The following is a 13,236-nucleotide window of genomic DNA, read 5'->3' on the forward strand; positions in this document are numbered from 1 at the left end:
CCTTACTCGCTGCGCTGCCAGAAGCGCAGCCGGTTGCCGAACGGGTCCGCCACTTCCAGGATGCGGCCCCAGTCCTCGTCGCGGATGCCGGGGCGCGCATACGGATAATCCCTGGCCTGCAGTTCCGCATGCAGGGCGGCGACGTCGTCGACGGGGATCAACAGCGCCGACCCCGGCGTGGCGTCGCCGTAGTGCTCGGACAGGTGCAGCACGAGCTCGCCCCGCGTCACCTGCAGGTACAGCGGCGCCGTGGGCTCGAAGCGATGTTCCCAGTCCAGGGTAAAGCCGAGGAAACCGAGGTAGAACTCGCGCGCCTTTTCTTCGGAAAAGATGCGCAGGATGGGGATGGCGGCATGCATGGCGGTGCTTTCGACAGGTGGCGATGCCGCCATTCTAGCCTCAGGCCGGCACCTGGCGCTTCATGCGTGCGGCGGAACTGGTCTTTTCCCAGCGGAACAGCCACATGATGATCAGCTTGGTCGTGGCGCTGACGCAGGCGAGCAGCAGCAGGGGCCAGCCCGTCGACAGGCCCATGACGCAGGCGAAGATGATGGTGCTGACATCCATCGCCAGGATGAACTGGCTCATTTTCAGGGACACGGCACCCGTCCTGCCCGAGCGCCAGATCAGGCGGATCTGGTGCGCATAGCCCTGCGCCAGCAGCACGGTGACGGCGACGATCAGGCTTTGCGAGATCACGCGTTTTTCATCGCTGAACGTGGGGCCGAAGGCCAGGCCCGCCACGCCCGCGCCCAGCAGCAGCGCGCAGGCCAGCAGCGCGTGGCGCGAGGCCAGGCTGCGGCGGTCGCGGTCGATTTCATACAGGATGGCCAGCGCGATCAAGGAGGCGACCAGGCGGGGCCAGACGATGTAGTGGTTGAACGGCGTGATCGAATAGCCGTAGACGAAGAAGGCGCAATACGCGAGGAAGCTGACGGTGAACTGGTTGATCGACAGGATGTCCGTCGTCTGGCCGGCACCGATGCCGGCATCGCGCTTGCGCCGCCAGATTTTTTGCAGCTGCGACCACAGGCCGAACAGGCTGACGACGATGAACAGGGAATTGAGGCTGCCGGCGAGGGCGTACAGCGAAGGGGCTTGCAAAGGCGTCTCCGGAAATCGGCAAGGCAGCGCTGCCGTGACGGCATGCCTTGTCTATACATTTTATTTTTGCAACATGCTCTCATGAAATAAATTGGCAGGCAAGCAATGATTTTGCGGCCAGGGACTGTTGCAGCTGTACTTGCCCGGACGCACCTCTTCCTGCGCTTGCCCTTATAATCACGGCATGACTTTCTTATCACTGCGTGCCCGCTCCGTGCTGGCCACCGTCGGCAAAATGGCCGTTTCCCTGATTCTCCTGTTGACTGCCGTGTGGGGCGCGCTGGCGCTGTGGTACCAGCTGTCCGGCGGCACGGCGGCGCAAGCCATCGGCGCCTTGCTGTGGGCCGCGCTGGGCGTGGCCAGCATCGCGTTGTGGTGGACGCGCGGCGACGCGCGCGTGCTGCTGCCATATGCGGCCGGTTTCATCCTGCTGCTCGTGTGGTGGAGCCTGATCGCGCCGAAACAGCAGCGCGCGTGGGCCGATGACGTGGCGCGCAATGTGACGGGCACCGTCAAGGGCAATCTGGTCACCGTGGAGAATGTGCGCAATTTCGACTGGCGCAGCGATGACGATTACACGGTCAAGTGGGAGCAACGCAGCTACGACCTCGGCGAACTGCGCACGGTGGACACGGCCCTGTCGTACTGGACGGGGCCCTACATCGCGCACACCCTCATTTCCTTCGGCTTCGCCGACGGCCGCTTTTTGACGTTTTCCATCGAGATCCGCAAGGAACAGGGCGAGAGCTTTTCCGCCATCGGCGGCTTCTTCAAGCATTTCGAGATGAGCCTGATCGCCGCCGACGAGCGCGACATCCTGCGCGTGCGCACGAATGCGCGCGGCGAGGACATGCATCTGTACCGCGTGATGATGCCGAAATCGGCCATGCGTTCGCTGTTCCTCGCCTACCTGGACGAGGCGCAGGCGCTGAAAAACAAGCCGCAGTTCTACAACACCCTGACGGCCAACTGCACCACCATCGTCTTCGAGATGGTGCGCCGCATCGTGCCGGGCCTGCCGCTCGATTACCGGCTGATGGCCTCGGGCTACCTCGACCGTTATCTGTTCGACGTCAAGGGCCTGGTGCCCGGCCAGACCTTCCAGCAGCTGCGCGATGGCGGCCACGTTACGGCGCGCGCGCGGGCCGCCAACGACGACGCGGACTTTTCGCACGCGATCCGGCGCGGCATGCCGGGCTATGATGAAACGGGCCATCCGAAGCTGCAAATGCCCAGGCAGTAAGCGCCTGCTTTATACTGTCGCTATTCCGACCGGCCGCCTTTCGCGGCCGGTCCCACTTTCCGAATAAAGAAGGCCCGCTATGCCATTTTCCTCCCTGGGTCTGATTCCCGCCCTGGTCCGCGCCGTCGACAAGGCCGGCTATGCCGCGCCGACGGCCATCCAGGCGGCCGCCATTCCAGCCATCCTGCGCGGCAGCGACGTGCTGGGCGCGGCGCAGACGGGCTCCGGCAAGACGGCCGCCTATGCGCTGCCGCTGCTGCAGGCGCTGATGGCGCCCGCTTCCGGCCCGCGCCAGGTGCGCACGCTGATCCTCGTGCCCACGCGCGAGCTGGCGGCGCAGGTGGGGCAGACGGTGCATGCGCTGGCCAAGCCGCTGCCCGTCAAACTGAAGATTTCCGTGCTGTTCGGCGGCGTGTCGATCAATCCGCAGATGATGGACTTGCGCGGCGGCGCCGATATCGTCGTCGCTACACCGGGCCGTTTGCTCGACCTGGTGCGGCAAAATGCCGTGAAGCTGGGCGGCGTGTCGCTGTGCGTGCTCGACGAGGCGGACCGTCTGCTCGACATGGGTTTCAGCGAAGAAATCAACGCCATCCTGGCGCTGCTGCCCAAGCAGCGGCAAAACCTGTTCTTTTCCGCCACCTTCCCCGACAGCGTGCAGGCGCTGGCCGACAGCCTGCTCACGGACCCCGTGCGCATCGAAGTGGCGTCCGAACCGCAGGACAAGCCCGACATCGTGCAGCGCGCCATCACGGTCGACGTGCCGCGCCGCACGCAGCTGCTGCGCTACCTGATCCTGCAGCAGCAGTGGGAGCGCGTGCTGGTGTTCGTCGCCACTAAATATGCGGCCGAACACGTGGCCGACAAGCTGCAGCGCGCGGGCCTGCACGTGGGCGCCTTCCACGGCGAATTCAGCCAGGGCACGCGCAGCCAGCTGCTGGCCGACTTCAAGGCGTGCCGGCTGCAGGTGCTGGTGGCCACCGACGTGGCCGCGCGCGGCATCGACATCGCCGGCCTGCCGGCCGTCGTCAACTACGACTTGCCCCGTTCTGCCGTCGACTACACGCACCGCATCGGCCGCACGGGCCGCGCCGGCGAAAGCGGCACGGCCATCAGTTTCGTCACGGCCGACACGGAAGCGCATTTCCGCCTGATCGAAAACCGCAACGACTTGCGCATCGTGCGCGAAGTGGTGGCCGGTTTCGAGCCGACGGAACTGCCCGCGCCGGTGAACCCCGTTACCGATGCGGTGAACGGCGGCGTGAAGGGCGCGCGCAAGAGCAAGAAGGACAAATTGCGCGAAGCGGCTGCCAAGGCGGCCGCAGGTAATTAAATTCGCCTTATGTGCGCTAGCCGCTTGAACGGCCACGTTTCCCGGACTAAGATTGTGTTTCTATAAAGCAAGGGGACGGGAATGCACATGACATTCATCAAACGCGCGGGCGCTTTGGCCGGCGCGCTGGCGCTGGCCGGTTGCGCCGGCATGGGCGGCAACAGCGGCAGCACCGGCATGCAGATGCCGGGCAAGACGCCGGCCGATGCGGCCGTGGCCGCCACCTGGTACAACCCGCCCAGCGAATTTCCCGGCATTTGCCTGACCCAGTTCAAGGATGGCAGCCTGCGTTTCGACGGCGGCTTCGCCTTCTATAACCCGGGCCGCTGGACGTATGACGCGGCCACGTCCGAATTGCGTCTGGCATTGGCGCCGACGCCCTCGCTGGAGCTGTCCCACGCGCAAATCGTGCAGCACCAGAATCTGCTGCGCATCGAGGCGGACAAGAATACGCTGGTATATGGCGTGAAAGCCGACACCCGGGCCATCGGCCTGGGCGGCTTTGTGTTCTACCGCGACACGCCGTGTCCGGCACGGCGCGGATAAGTGCAATGAAGGAATATTTAGTCGTATAATTTCAACGCAGGCTGGCTGCCGCGCAAGACTCGCAAGACTGGCTTGCGCGGCGGATTCCCCCTCCAGGCAAGCTCCGATATCGCCGTGGCGATGAGAGGATGGTCCGATGGATGTGCACGACGAGCAAGGTGTGCCGGGTAGCGCGGTGCTGACGGCGGATGCCGGGCAGCGGGCTGCGCCGCCGCGCACCTTGCTGCTGGTCGATGACGAGCCGAATATCCTCGCCTCCCTCAAGCGCCTGCTGCGGCGCGATGCCTACCACATCCTGACGGCCGGCAGCGGCCAGGAAGGGCTGGACGTGCTGGCCAGCCATGCCGTTGACGTGATCGTGTCGGACCAGCGCATGCCCGGCATGCTGGGCGCCGACTTCCTGCGCAAGGCCAAGCTGCTGTGCCCGCAAACCATCCGCATCATGCTGTCGGGCTATACCGAATTGCAGGCCGTCACGGACGCCGTCAACGAGGGCGCCATCTTCAAGTTCCTCACCAAGCCCTGGGAAGACCATCAGCTGCGCGAGCATATCGCCGAAGCGTTCCGCCTGAAGGGCATCGATGACGACAATGTGCGCCTGAATGCGCAGCTGCGCGACGCCAACCAGGCGCTGGCGGCAGCCAATGCCGCCATGCAGGCGCTGGTGCGCCAGCAGCAGCACCAGATCAGCCGCGACGAGGTCAGCCTGGGCATCGCGCGCGAATTGCTGCAATTCTTACCCTTGCCCGTGATCGGGCTCGATGAGGACGGCATGATCGCCTTCATCAACGCGGCGGCGGCCAGCCTGTTCGAGCGGGGCGCGGCCCTGCTGGGCAACGAGGCGGCGGTCGTCTTGCCGCAGCTGTTCGACGGGCAGGGCGCGCCCCGCCTGGCCGCCATCGACGGCCAGCCGTATGCCGTCGCCGTTCATCCCATGGGCCTGCATTCGCGCTCGCGCGGCAGCCTGGTCACATTGAGCCGTCATGGAGCGGATACATGAGTGGAAGCGTGAGTGAGAGCGGACGCGAGATTTCCATCGAGCAGGCGCAGGAAGGCATGGTGCTGGCGCTGGCGCTGAGCGACGCCAGCGGCGCCGTGCTGCTGGCTCAGGGCGCCACCCTGACGGCGGCGAACCTGACGGCCTTGCGCCGGCGTAACGTGGAGCGCTGCCACGTCGTCATGGCAGAGGAGCCCGACCCCGCCGCGCAGGCGCATGCCGAGCAGGAGCGGGCTCGCCGCCTGGAACGGCTGGCCGTGCTGTTCCGCGCCACGCCGCCCGATTCCGCCGGGGCGGAACTGCTGGCGCTGCTGCGGCGCTACCGGCAAGGGAGCGGGGCATGACACGGCTCAGTTTTGAACACATCATCCGCCAGATACAGGAGCTGCCCTCGCTGCCCGTGGTGGTGCTGGAACTGCTGTCGAGCATGGACCAGGACGACACGGACGTGCACGTGCTGGCGCAAAAGATCGAGCTGGACCAGGGGCTGGCGGCGAAGACCCTGCGCATCGCCAATTCCTCGTTCTACGGCATGCAATCGAAGGTCACCAGCATTCCGCAAGCCGTTTCCGTGCTGGGCTTTCACAGCATCCGCACCGTCGTCACGGCCTGCGCTCTGACGGGCAGCTTCGCGCCCGTCAGCGGCGGCTTCGATTTCCAGGCGTTCTGGCGCCACTCGCTGGCCACGGCCATCGCCGCGCGCCTGCTGGCGCCGCACTTGCGCGTCAATCCCGAAACGGCATTCACGGCCGGCCTGCTGCACGACCTGGGCACCCTGGTGCTGGTGACGCGCTTCCCGGCCGAGCACGCGCTCGTGCGCAGCCACCGCCAGGCGCACGACTGCCAGATGGCCGAGGCGGAATTGGCCGTCATCGGCATCGATCACGCGCAGGTGGGCAGTGCCCTGGCCGCCTACTGGAAGTTTCCCGAGACGATACAGCAGGCGGTGGCTGACCACCATGCCATCGAACGGCTGGAAGCGGGCGGCTTGCCGCTGGCCGTGCACATGGCCAATGCCGTCGCCCTGGCGCTCGACCTGGCCGGCGTCGACGATGCGCTGGTGCCGCCGCTGTCGCCGGCGGGCTGGCGCAGCATCGCCCTGGACGAGCAGGCCTGGCTGGCGCTGCTGGCGCAAACGGAACACACCTTCGATGAAATGTCGCGGATCATGCTGGCATGAACAGGACAAAGGCCATGGACACAGACGCAGGGCAGGCGCTGCCCGCCACGCCGGAACGCCGCCAGGGCGACACCATCGCGCTGTCGGCGTTTTTCGACGGCCATCCCGTGGCCACCTTCGCCATCGACACGGACCACGTGGTGACGCACTGGAACAGCGCCTGCGAGCAGCTGCTGGGCTTTACGGCCGCCGAGATGGTCGGCACGCGCGACCACTGGAAGGCGTTCTATCCGCAGCCGCGCGCCTGCCTGGCCGACCTGCTGGTGGCCGACGATATCGCGCTCGGTGAAAATGACCTCTACCTTGGCAAGCTGAAGCGTTCTCCCGTGATCCCCGGCGCCTACGAAGCCGAAGATTTCTTTGCCGATATCGGGCCCGACGGCCATTGGCTGCATTTCACGGCGGCGCCCCTGCGCGACCGCCAGGGGCGCCTGGTGGGCGCCATCGAAACCCTGCGCGACGTGAGCGAACGGCGCCTGGCGGAACTGGCGCTGCGCAAGGCGCACGACAACCTGGAGCACCTGGTGGCCAAGCGCACGGCCCAGCTGGCCGAAATGAACGAGCGCCTGGCCGACGACATCCGCCAGCGCCAGATCGCCGATCTGGAGCTGCGCGAACGCAACCTGGCCCTGACGGAATTGAACAGCAAGCTGTCGCTGGCCCAGCAAAAGCTGCTGCAGTCGGAAAAGCTGGCGTCGATCGGCCAGCTGGCCGCCGGCGTGGCGCACGAGATCAATAATCCCATCGGCTATGTGTTTTCCAATGTCGGCACCCTGGAAGGCTATCTGGATGACCTGTTCAGCATGCTCGACGCCTACGAGGACGCCGAACCGGCCGTCGCCGACCCCGTGGTGGCGGCGCGCCTGCGCGCGCTGCGCGAACAGATCGACCTCGACTTCCTGCGCAGCGACATTCCCATGCTGATGGGCGAGTCGAAGGAAGGCATTGCGCGCGTGCGCCGCATCGTGCAGGACCTGAAGGATTTTTCGCGCACGGATGCGCACCAGGAGTGGGTCTGGGCCGATCTGCGCCAGGGTATCGATACCACGCTCAATATCGTGAACAACGAGGTCAAGTACAAGGCCGACGTGGTGCGCGAGTATGGCGACATTCCCGACATCGAATGCCAGCCTTCCGAGCTGAACCAGGTGATCATGAACCTCGTCGTCAACGCGGCCCACGCCATGGGCGAGGCGCGCGGACGCATCACCCTGCGCACGGGCAGCGACAACGCGACGGAAGTGTGGATCGAGGTCGAGGACACGGGCGGCGGCATCGCGCCCGAACACCTGTCGCGCATCTTCGATCCGTTCTTCACCACCAAGGCCGTCGGCAAGGGCACGGGGCTGGGCCTGTCGCTGGCCTACACGACGGTGCAGAAACACCATGGCCGCATCGACGTGCGCAGCGTCATCGGCCGCGGCACCACCTTCCGCATCACCTTGCCCGTGCGCCAGGCGCAGGCCGTTGCACCATGACCGAACAGGACAGCATGAGCATGAGCACCAGTACCAGCGCCAGCACCGCGGCCGCGCCGCCCACCATCCTGTGCGTCGACGACGAGCCGAATATCCTGTCGTCGCTGCGGCGGCTGTTCCGCCCGCACGGCTACCGCGTGCTGACGGCCGACGGCGGCGCGGCCGGCCTGGCCCTGCTCGAGAGCGAGACGGTGGACCTGGTCATTTCCGACATGCGCATGCCGCACATGGATGGCGCGCAGTTCCTGGCCCAGGTGCGCCAGCGCTGGCCCGGCACCATCCGCCTGCTGCTGACCGGCTATGCCGACATCCAGTCCATCCTCGACGCCATTAACCAGGGCGAGATCTACCGCTACGTGACCAAGCCGTGGGACGAGAACGATATCGTGCTGGTGGTGCGCCACGCGCTGGAACGGCGCGCGCTGGAACAGGAAAAACGGCGCCTGGAAGCGCTGACGGCCAGCCAGAACGTGGAGCTGCAGGCGCTCAACGCCAGCCTGGAAGCGAAGGTGGCCACGCGCACGCAGCAGCTGAAGCAGTCGCACGACGAGGTGCAGGCGGCCAACGAGCGCCTGAAGGCCACGTTCGTGACGACCATCAAGGTGTTTTCCAACCTGATCGAAATGCGCGGCGGCAAGCTGGCCGGCCATGCGCGCAGGGTGGCCGAACTGTCGCGCAAGCTGGCGCAGGCGCTGGGCCTGGAAGGGCAGGAGGCGCGCGACGTGTTCATCGCGGCCCTGCTCAAGGATATCGGCAAGCTCAGCCTGAGTGACGACGTGCTGGAACTGCCGGCCAGCGCCTGGACGGGCGAGCAGCTGGCCGCCTTCCGCAAGCATCCGCTGCGCGCCGAACAGCTGCTGATGGCGCTCGACGAGCTGCGCGCCGTTTCCGTCATCCTGCGCTCGCAGCTGGAGCGCTTCGACGGCGGCGGCTTTCCCGACGGCCTGGTGGGCCTGGCCATCCCCATGGGCGCGCGCATCCTGGCGCTGGCGTCCGACTACGACGGCTTGCAGATCGGCGCCATGGTGCAGCGCAGCCTGCGCGCCGACGAAGCGCGCACCCTGATCTACGACAGCGTCGGCAAGCGCTACGACCCGGCCGTGGTGGCCGCTTTCCGCAGCATCATGGAGGAGACGGAGCCGCCGGCGCGCGACCTGACCGTGCTGTCGGGCCAGCTGGAGCCGGGCATGACGCTGTCGCGCGACCTGATCAGCCGCGACGGCCTGATGCTGCTGGCGGCCGAACACGTGCTGACGGCCCGCGTGATCGCCCAGCTGCTCGATTTCGAAGGCAAGAATGGCGGGCGCCTGAGCATCCGCGTGTACGCGCCCGTGAAGGATGCCTAGGCGTTCGCGGCAGCGGCGCTGGGCGGCTGCAGCGGCAGGTGCACGGTAAAGCGCGTGCCCTGGCCCACTTCCGACGCCACCTCGATGCGTCCGCCGTGCTTGTTGACGATGCCGTACGACAGCGACAGGCCCAGGCCCGTGCCGCTGCCCACGGCCTTGGTGGTGAAGAACGGCTCGAAGATGCGGTTCAGGTGCTCGGGCGCGATGCCGGCGCCCGTGTCGCCGATTTCCACCCACACCCAGTCGCCCGCGTGGCCCGTGCGGATGCTGATCACGCCGTCGCTGCTGATGGCCTGGCCCGCGTTGACGAGCAGGTTCATGAACACCTGGTTCAGCTGCGAAGCCAGGCACAGTATCGGCGGCAGCTCGCCATAGTGCTTCTCGATGCGCGCCTTGTATTTCAGTTCGTTGGCGACGATATTCAGGGTGCTGTCCAGGCCCGCATGCAGGCTGGCCACTTGCCAGTCCGTCTCGCCCACGTGGGAGAAATCCTTCAGCGCCTGCACGATGTCGCGCACGCGTTTCAAGCCATCCATCGATTCGCGCACCAGGTCGCCGATGTCGTCCTGCAGGAAGGCCAGATCGGCCTGGCCGCGCACCTGGGCCACGCGCGCGGCCAGGGCCGGGCCGTCGAGCGGCTCGCGCATCGCCGCTTCATACTGGGCGATCACGTCGAACAGGGTGCCGACATAGGCTTGTAGCGAACTCATGTTGGAGTTGACGAAACCGATCGGGTTGTTGATTTCATGCGCGATGCCGGCCGCCAGCTGGCCGATGGACGCCATCTTTTCCGATTGCAGCAGCTGGTCGTGCGCTTCCTGCAACTTGCTGATCAGTAGTTGCTGCTCCTCGCCGCGCGCCTGCAGCATCGCTTCCATGCCCTTGCGTTCCGTGATATCCGTCAGCGAACCGATGACCTCGAACGGTACGCCGTGCTCGTCGCGCACCAGGCGCAGGCTGTCGTGCATCCACAGATAGCTGCCGTCGCGCACGCGGAAACGGTATTCATAGGCGCGCGCGCCTTCGACGAAGATCTGTGCCAGGCTGGAAAAGATGCCGGGGGCATCGTCGGGGTGGATGTGATCGAACCAGAAATTCGGGTCGGCCACCATCTCCTCGGGCTGGTAGCCCAGCACATTGAGGGCATTGTTGCTGACAAAGGTCATCTTGAAGTCGCCGCTGGGCACGGTGCAATAGATGATGGAAGGCGTATTGTCGAGCAGGTATTGCAGGCGCACGGCCGTGGCCGCCGACGCGTCCGCATCAGGCGCTGCCCCGGCATGCCGGCCGGTATCGGGGGTGGAAAGGTCGAAATCCTCGAACTGCATCGTCACACCTCGCTGCCTGCACGGCATAGCTGTCATCCTGGCTGAATTATGCCTGATTCTGCCTGCCTTGGGCCGTCCATGGGCACACGCTCAAGGGGCCGGCGGCTGTTCGACGATGGCCATGCGCCGCGCGATGCGCTGCGCCGCTTGCGTGTCGCCCGCCTGTTCGGCGCGCAGGCGCTGCACGCCCAGCCAGGCCAGCAGCGGGCGGCGCCAGCCCTGGTCCGAGGCGGTGGCCACGGCCGTGTCGAGCAGCGCCGGCGTGGCGCGGCCCGAGCGCAGCAGCACGCCGGCCGCCACCAGCCGCGACAGCGGGTCATCGATGGCCGCCACGGCGCTGGCGGCGGCCGTGTCGGATGCGGCGCCGGCGGCCGCGCGCTGCGCTTGCGGCAGCAGGGCGGCGTCGGACCCTTGCGCCTTGCCGGCCAAATAGGCCGCATACGCGCGGTCGGCGTCGTTCGCGTCCGCTTGCAGGGCATCGAAGCCGGCGCAGTCCTCGAAGGCCAGGCTGGCCACGCGGGCGGCGCAGCGCAGCAGTTCGATGCGCGCCACCAGTTCGAGCTTGCCCGTGCCGGCCACCTGGCTGCGGGCGCGGCGGAATTCCGTCTGCTCGACCAGGGCGTTGCCATTCAGATAGGCGGCCTGGAAGCGTTCGATGGAACTTTGCGCATTCATCTTCCAGTCGGGCACGGGCGGGCCGCTGGAGCAGGCGGCGAGCAAGGTGGACAGCAGGGCGGCGAGGGCGGGGCGGGACATTTTCATGGCAGTTTGATCTCCGGATTGCGCTTGAACGGCCATTTGCGGTTGATGTCATTGACCAGCTGCTCGACCTTGCGCAGATTGCTTTCCACGTCCGCGCGCAGCGGACCCAGATCGGCGGTCGCCGCCCTGGCGTTGGCGCCCACGGCTTGCGCCTCGACCAGCACGGCGTCGACTTTTTTCAGGCTGGCGCGCGTGTCGGCCAGCAGGGCGTTCAGCTGCACGATGGTTGCCTGCGCATCCGTCATGACGCCCTTGTCGCCGAAGACGCGCGTGTCGGCATTGGCCACCAGGCCATCCGTGCGGCGCGCCAGCTGGTCGGCCGTAACCAGCAGGGCGTTGGCCCGCTCGACCAGCAGGCGCGACTGCTTGTCGTCGCCCGTCAGCAAGCCCATGGCGCCGCCAGGGCCGCTCAGCTTGCCCGTCACGGCCTGCACGTTGCGCAAGGTGCCGTCGAGGGCGGAATCGCTGCCCGTCAGGCTGGCCACGTTGTTGAGCAAATCCTTGGCGGCGGCCAGCAGGCGGGGGATTTCCGCCGCCATGTCGCCCACCAGCAAGTCGCGCGTGGCGTCGTCGGGCAGCGGCGGGTCCGTCAGGATGCCGCTGTAGGCGCGCAGCTTGGCGCCGCCCACGATGCCCCGCTCCAGGGTGAAGATGGAGCTGCTGCGCAGCCAGTGCGCATCCTTGCGCGGCACGTCGACGATGACGCGCGCGCGCCCGTCCGGCGCCAGTTCGATGCGCTGCACGCGGCCGATGGGAAAGCCGGAAAAGGTCAGGTCGGCGCCCACGCCCACGCCGTCCGAATCGTCGGCCGTCAGCACCAGGGTTTGCGTGGCTTCGAAGGCGCCGCGTGCATACATCAGGTAGACGACGGAGCCGACCACCAGCACGAACATGAAGATGAGCAGGATGGCCGCCTTCAGTTCGGCGTGGCGCACGGGCGGCGGGGCGGGCAGGACGGAATCTTGCGTGAGACCGGCTGGCGCCGTGACGTCGACCTGGTCGGGATTTTGCGGTTGGCTCATGGCTTCTGGCTCTGGTATGGGGGAAATCGGAATCGCTGGCGAGTGGCGGGCATCAGTAGTAATTGCCCATCAGCGAAGCCACTTCGATCAGCAGGATGACGGAAAACAGGCGCAGCATTTCGGACAGGCCGTGCGCGGCCCACAGGCGGTTGCGGCGGCCGTGCGGGTCTTCCGGATAGTACGAGGAGGCCAGCGGGATCAGGGCCACGGCAAAGCTGAAGAAGATCACCTTGAGCATCAGGATCAGGGCCACGGCCGGATTGAAGATCTGTCCCACCACCCGCGTGTAGCCTTGCAGCGCCCATGGCGTGAAACCGTAGATGGTGAGGTAGGCGAGGATCAGCGAGGTGACGCAGCTGACGATGGCCAGCATCCACACGGCGAAGATGCCGGACATGACGCGTGGAAAGTATTCGCGGCGCAGCAGGTCGACGCCCTGGCGCTGCATGGTGTCAAGCATGCCGGAAGAGCGCATTTGCGCAAATGCAATGCCGTCGGGTAGGGTCAGGCGCAGCGCCACGAACAGGGCGGCCGTCAGCGGTATCAGTTCCAGCACCAGCACGCGCACCACCATTTCCAGCGCATAGCGCGACAGGCCGTAGCTTTGCGCGCTGACGACGACGATGCGGATCAGCACCAGGCTGACGAGCGCGCAGGCCACGCTGAACCACACGAGGTTGGGCGCCGTGTTCGTCACGAGGCGGTGCGCGAGGATGGGACGGTTGTCGCGGTTATAGCTCGACGGCGACAGGGCCAGCGAAAACACGAGGATGGCGAAATGCAGCATGCGCCACCAGCTGACCAGCCAGGCCATGGTGGCCCGGTGCAGGCGGCGCAGGCTGATGATGAGGGAGACGGAGAGGGTCATCATGGCATCTTAACATTGGATGCGTTCGA

The 13,236-nt window shown here is 66.5% G+C and carries 14 protein-coding genes; 8 read left to right on the plus strand and 6 right to left on the minus strand.

Going from position 1 to position 13,236, the window contains the following annotated elements:
* Nucleotides 1-2 precede the first annotated feature (2 nt).
* Nucleotides 3-392, minus strand: a complete 390-nt coding sequence (locus AC0V2Y_RS11855) for a glyoxalase superfamily protein (protein ID WP_475415268.1) — start codon at nt 390-392, stop codon at nt 3-5.
* 7 nt (nt 393-399) lie between these two features.
* Nucleotides 400-1,104: a hypothetical protein gene (locus AC0V2Y_RS11860; RefSeq protein ID WP_475415269.1), complete on the minus strand. Its 705-nt coding sequence runs from the start codon at nt 1,102-1,104 to the stop codon at nt 400-402.
* Nucleotides 1,105-1,288: 184 nt separating this feature from the next.
* On the opposite strand from AC0V2Y_RS11860, the gene AC0V2Y_RS11865 reads away from it, so the two are divergent.
* The 8 genes from AC0V2Y_RS11865 (at nt 1,289) to nosR (ending at nt 9,227) form a co-directional block, all read left to right on the plus strand.
* A complete protein-coding gene (locus tag AC0V2Y_RS11865) occupies nt 1,289-2,347 on the plus strand; it encodes an Lnb N-terminal periplasmic domain-containing protein (RefSeq protein WP_475415270.1) in 1,059 nt (352 codons plus the stop codon).
* A 79-nt stretch (nt 2,348-2,426) separates the two neighbouring features.
* Nucleotides 2,427-3,680, plus strand: coding sequence for a DEAD/DEAH box helicase (locus AC0V2Y_RS11870; protein WP_475415271.1), 1,254 nt, complete (start codon nt 2,427-2,429; stop codon nt 3,678-3,680).
* 87 nt (nt 3,681-3,767) lie between these two features.
* Nucleotides 3,768-4,226, plus strand: a complete 459-nt coding sequence (locus AC0V2Y_RS11875) for a hypothetical protein (RefSeq protein ID WP_475415272.1) — start codon at nt 3,768-3,770, stop codon at nt 4,224-4,226.
* 136 nt (nt 4,227-4,362) lie between these two features.
* Nucleotides 4,363-5,226 carry a response regulator gene (locus AC0V2Y_RS11880; RefSeq protein ID WP_475415273.1) on the plus strand — a complete coding sequence of 288 codons (864 nt, stop codon included), beginning with the start codon at nt 4,363-4,365 and terminating at the stop codon, nt 5,224-5,226.
* 8 nt (nt 5,227-5,234) lie between these two features.
* On the plus strand, nt 5,235-5,567 hold the full coding sequence (locus tag AC0V2Y_RS11885) for a hypothetical protein (protein ID WP_475415274.1): 333 nt from the start codon (nt 5,235-5,237) through the stop codon (nt 5,565-5,567).
* Nucleotides 5,564-6,403, plus strand: a complete 840-nt coding sequence (locus tag AC0V2Y_RS11890) for an HDOD domain-containing protein (RefSeq protein ID WP_475415275.1) — start codon at nt 5,564-5,566, stop codon at nt 6,401-6,403. The genes AC0V2Y_RS11885 and AC0V2Y_RS11890 overlap by 4 nt, the downstream gene beginning before the upstream one ends.
* A gap of 14 nt (nt 6,404-6,417) precedes the next feature.
* Nucleotides 6,418-7,881, plus strand: a complete 1,464-nt coding sequence (locus AC0V2Y_RS11895; protein ID WP_475415276.1) for an ATP-binding protein — start codon at nt 6,418-6,420, stop codon at nt 7,879-7,881.
* Nucleotides 7,882-7,901: 20 nt separating this feature from the next.
* Complete coding sequence (nosR, locus tag AC0V2Y_RS11900; RefSeq protein ID WP_475415277.1) at nt 7,902-9,227, plus strand: response regulator c-di-GMP phosphodiesterase, NosR family; 1,326 nt, start codon at nt 7,902-7,904, stop codon at nt 9,225-9,227.
* Here nosR and AC0V2Y_RS11905 read toward each other — a convergent pair.
* From AC0V2Y_RS11905 to AC0V2Y_RS11920, 4 genes are all read right to left on the minus strand, one after another.
* On the minus strand, nt 9,224-10,555 hold the full coding sequence (locus AC0V2Y_RS11905; RefSeq protein ID WP_475415346.1) for an ATP-binding protein: 1,332 nt from the start codon (nt 10,553-10,555) through the stop codon (nt 9,224-9,226). The two genes, nosR and AC0V2Y_RS11905, sit on opposite strands and share 4 nt — an antisense overlap.
* 90 nt (nt 10,556-10,645) lie before the next feature.
* A complete protein-coding gene (locus AC0V2Y_RS11910; RefSeq protein WP_475415278.1) occupies nt 10,646-11,317 on the minus strand; it encodes a hypothetical protein in 672 nt (223 codons plus the stop codon).
* The gene (locus tag AC0V2Y_RS11915) at nt 11,314-12,339 is read right to left on the minus strand and encodes an MlaD family protein (RefSeq protein ID WP_475415279.1); all 1,026 of its coding nucleotides are present in this window, start codon (nt 12,337-12,339) and stop codon (nt 11,314-11,316) included. Before AC0V2Y_RS11915 ends, AC0V2Y_RS11910 begins: the two co-directional genes overlap by 4 nt.
* Nucleotides 12,340-12,391: 52 nt before the next feature.
* On the minus strand, nt 12,392-13,207 hold the full coding sequence (locus AC0V2Y_RS11920; RefSeq protein WP_070224172.1) for an MlaE family ABC transporter permease: 816 nt from the start codon (nt 13,205-13,207) through the stop codon (nt 12,392-12,394).
* Nucleotides 13,208-13,236: the final 29 nt, after the last annotated feature.

Source organism: Janthinobacterium sp. BHSEK (genome assembly GCF_056174685.1).

Excerpts from the sequence above, each read along its gene's own strand:
- AC0V2Y_RS11915 (WP_475415279.1), bottom strand. The coding sequence starts at position 12,339 with ATGAGCCAACCGCAAAATCCCGACCAGGTCGACGTCACGGCGCCAGCC.
- AC0V2Y_RS11890 (WP_475415275.1), top strand. The coding sequence starts at position 5,564 with ATGACACGGCTCAGTTTTGAACACATCATCCGCCAGATACAGGAGCTG.
- AC0V2Y_RS11875 (WP_475415272.1), top strand. The coding sequence starts at position 3,768 with ATGACATTCATCAAACGCGCGGGCGCTTTGGCCGGCGCGCTGGCGCTG.
- AC0V2Y_RS11855 (WP_475415268.1), bottom strand. The coding sequence starts at position 392 with ATGGCGGCATCGCCACCTGTCGAAAGCACCGCCATGCATGCCGCCATC.
- AC0V2Y_RS11870 (WP_475415271.1), top strand. The coding sequence starts at position 2,427 with ATGCCATTTTCCTCCCTGGGTCTGATTCCCGCCCTGGTCCGCGCCGTC.
- AC0V2Y_RS11895 (WP_475415276.1), top strand. The coding sequence starts at position 6,418 with ATGGACACAGACGCAGGGCAGGCGCTGCCCGCCACGCCGGAACGCCGC.
- AC0V2Y_RS11865 (WP_475415270.1), top strand. The coding sequence starts at position 1,289 with ATGACTTTCTTATCACTGCGTGCCCGCTCCGTGCTGGCCACCGTCGGC.
- AC0V2Y_RS11920 (WP_070224172.1), bottom strand. The coding sequence starts at position 13,207 with ATGACCCTCTCCGTCTCCCTCATCATCAGCCTGCGCCGCCTGCACCGG.
- AC0V2Y_RS11905 (WP_475415346.1), bottom strand. The coding sequence starts at position 10,555 with ATGCAGTTCGAGGATTTCGACCTTTCCACCCCCGATACCGGCCGGCAT.
- nosR (WP_475415277.1), top strand. The coding sequence starts at position 7,902 with ATGAGCACCAGTACCAGCGCCAGCACCGCGGCCGCGCCGCCCACCATC.
- AC0V2Y_RS11880 (WP_475415273.1), top strand. The coding sequence starts at position 4,363 with ATGGATGTGCACGACGAGCAAGGTGTGCCGGGTAGCGCGGTGCTGACG.
- AC0V2Y_RS11910 (WP_475415278.1), bottom strand. The coding sequence starts at position 11,317 with ATGAAAATGTCCCGCCCCGCCCTCGCCGCCCTGCTGTCCACCTTGCTC.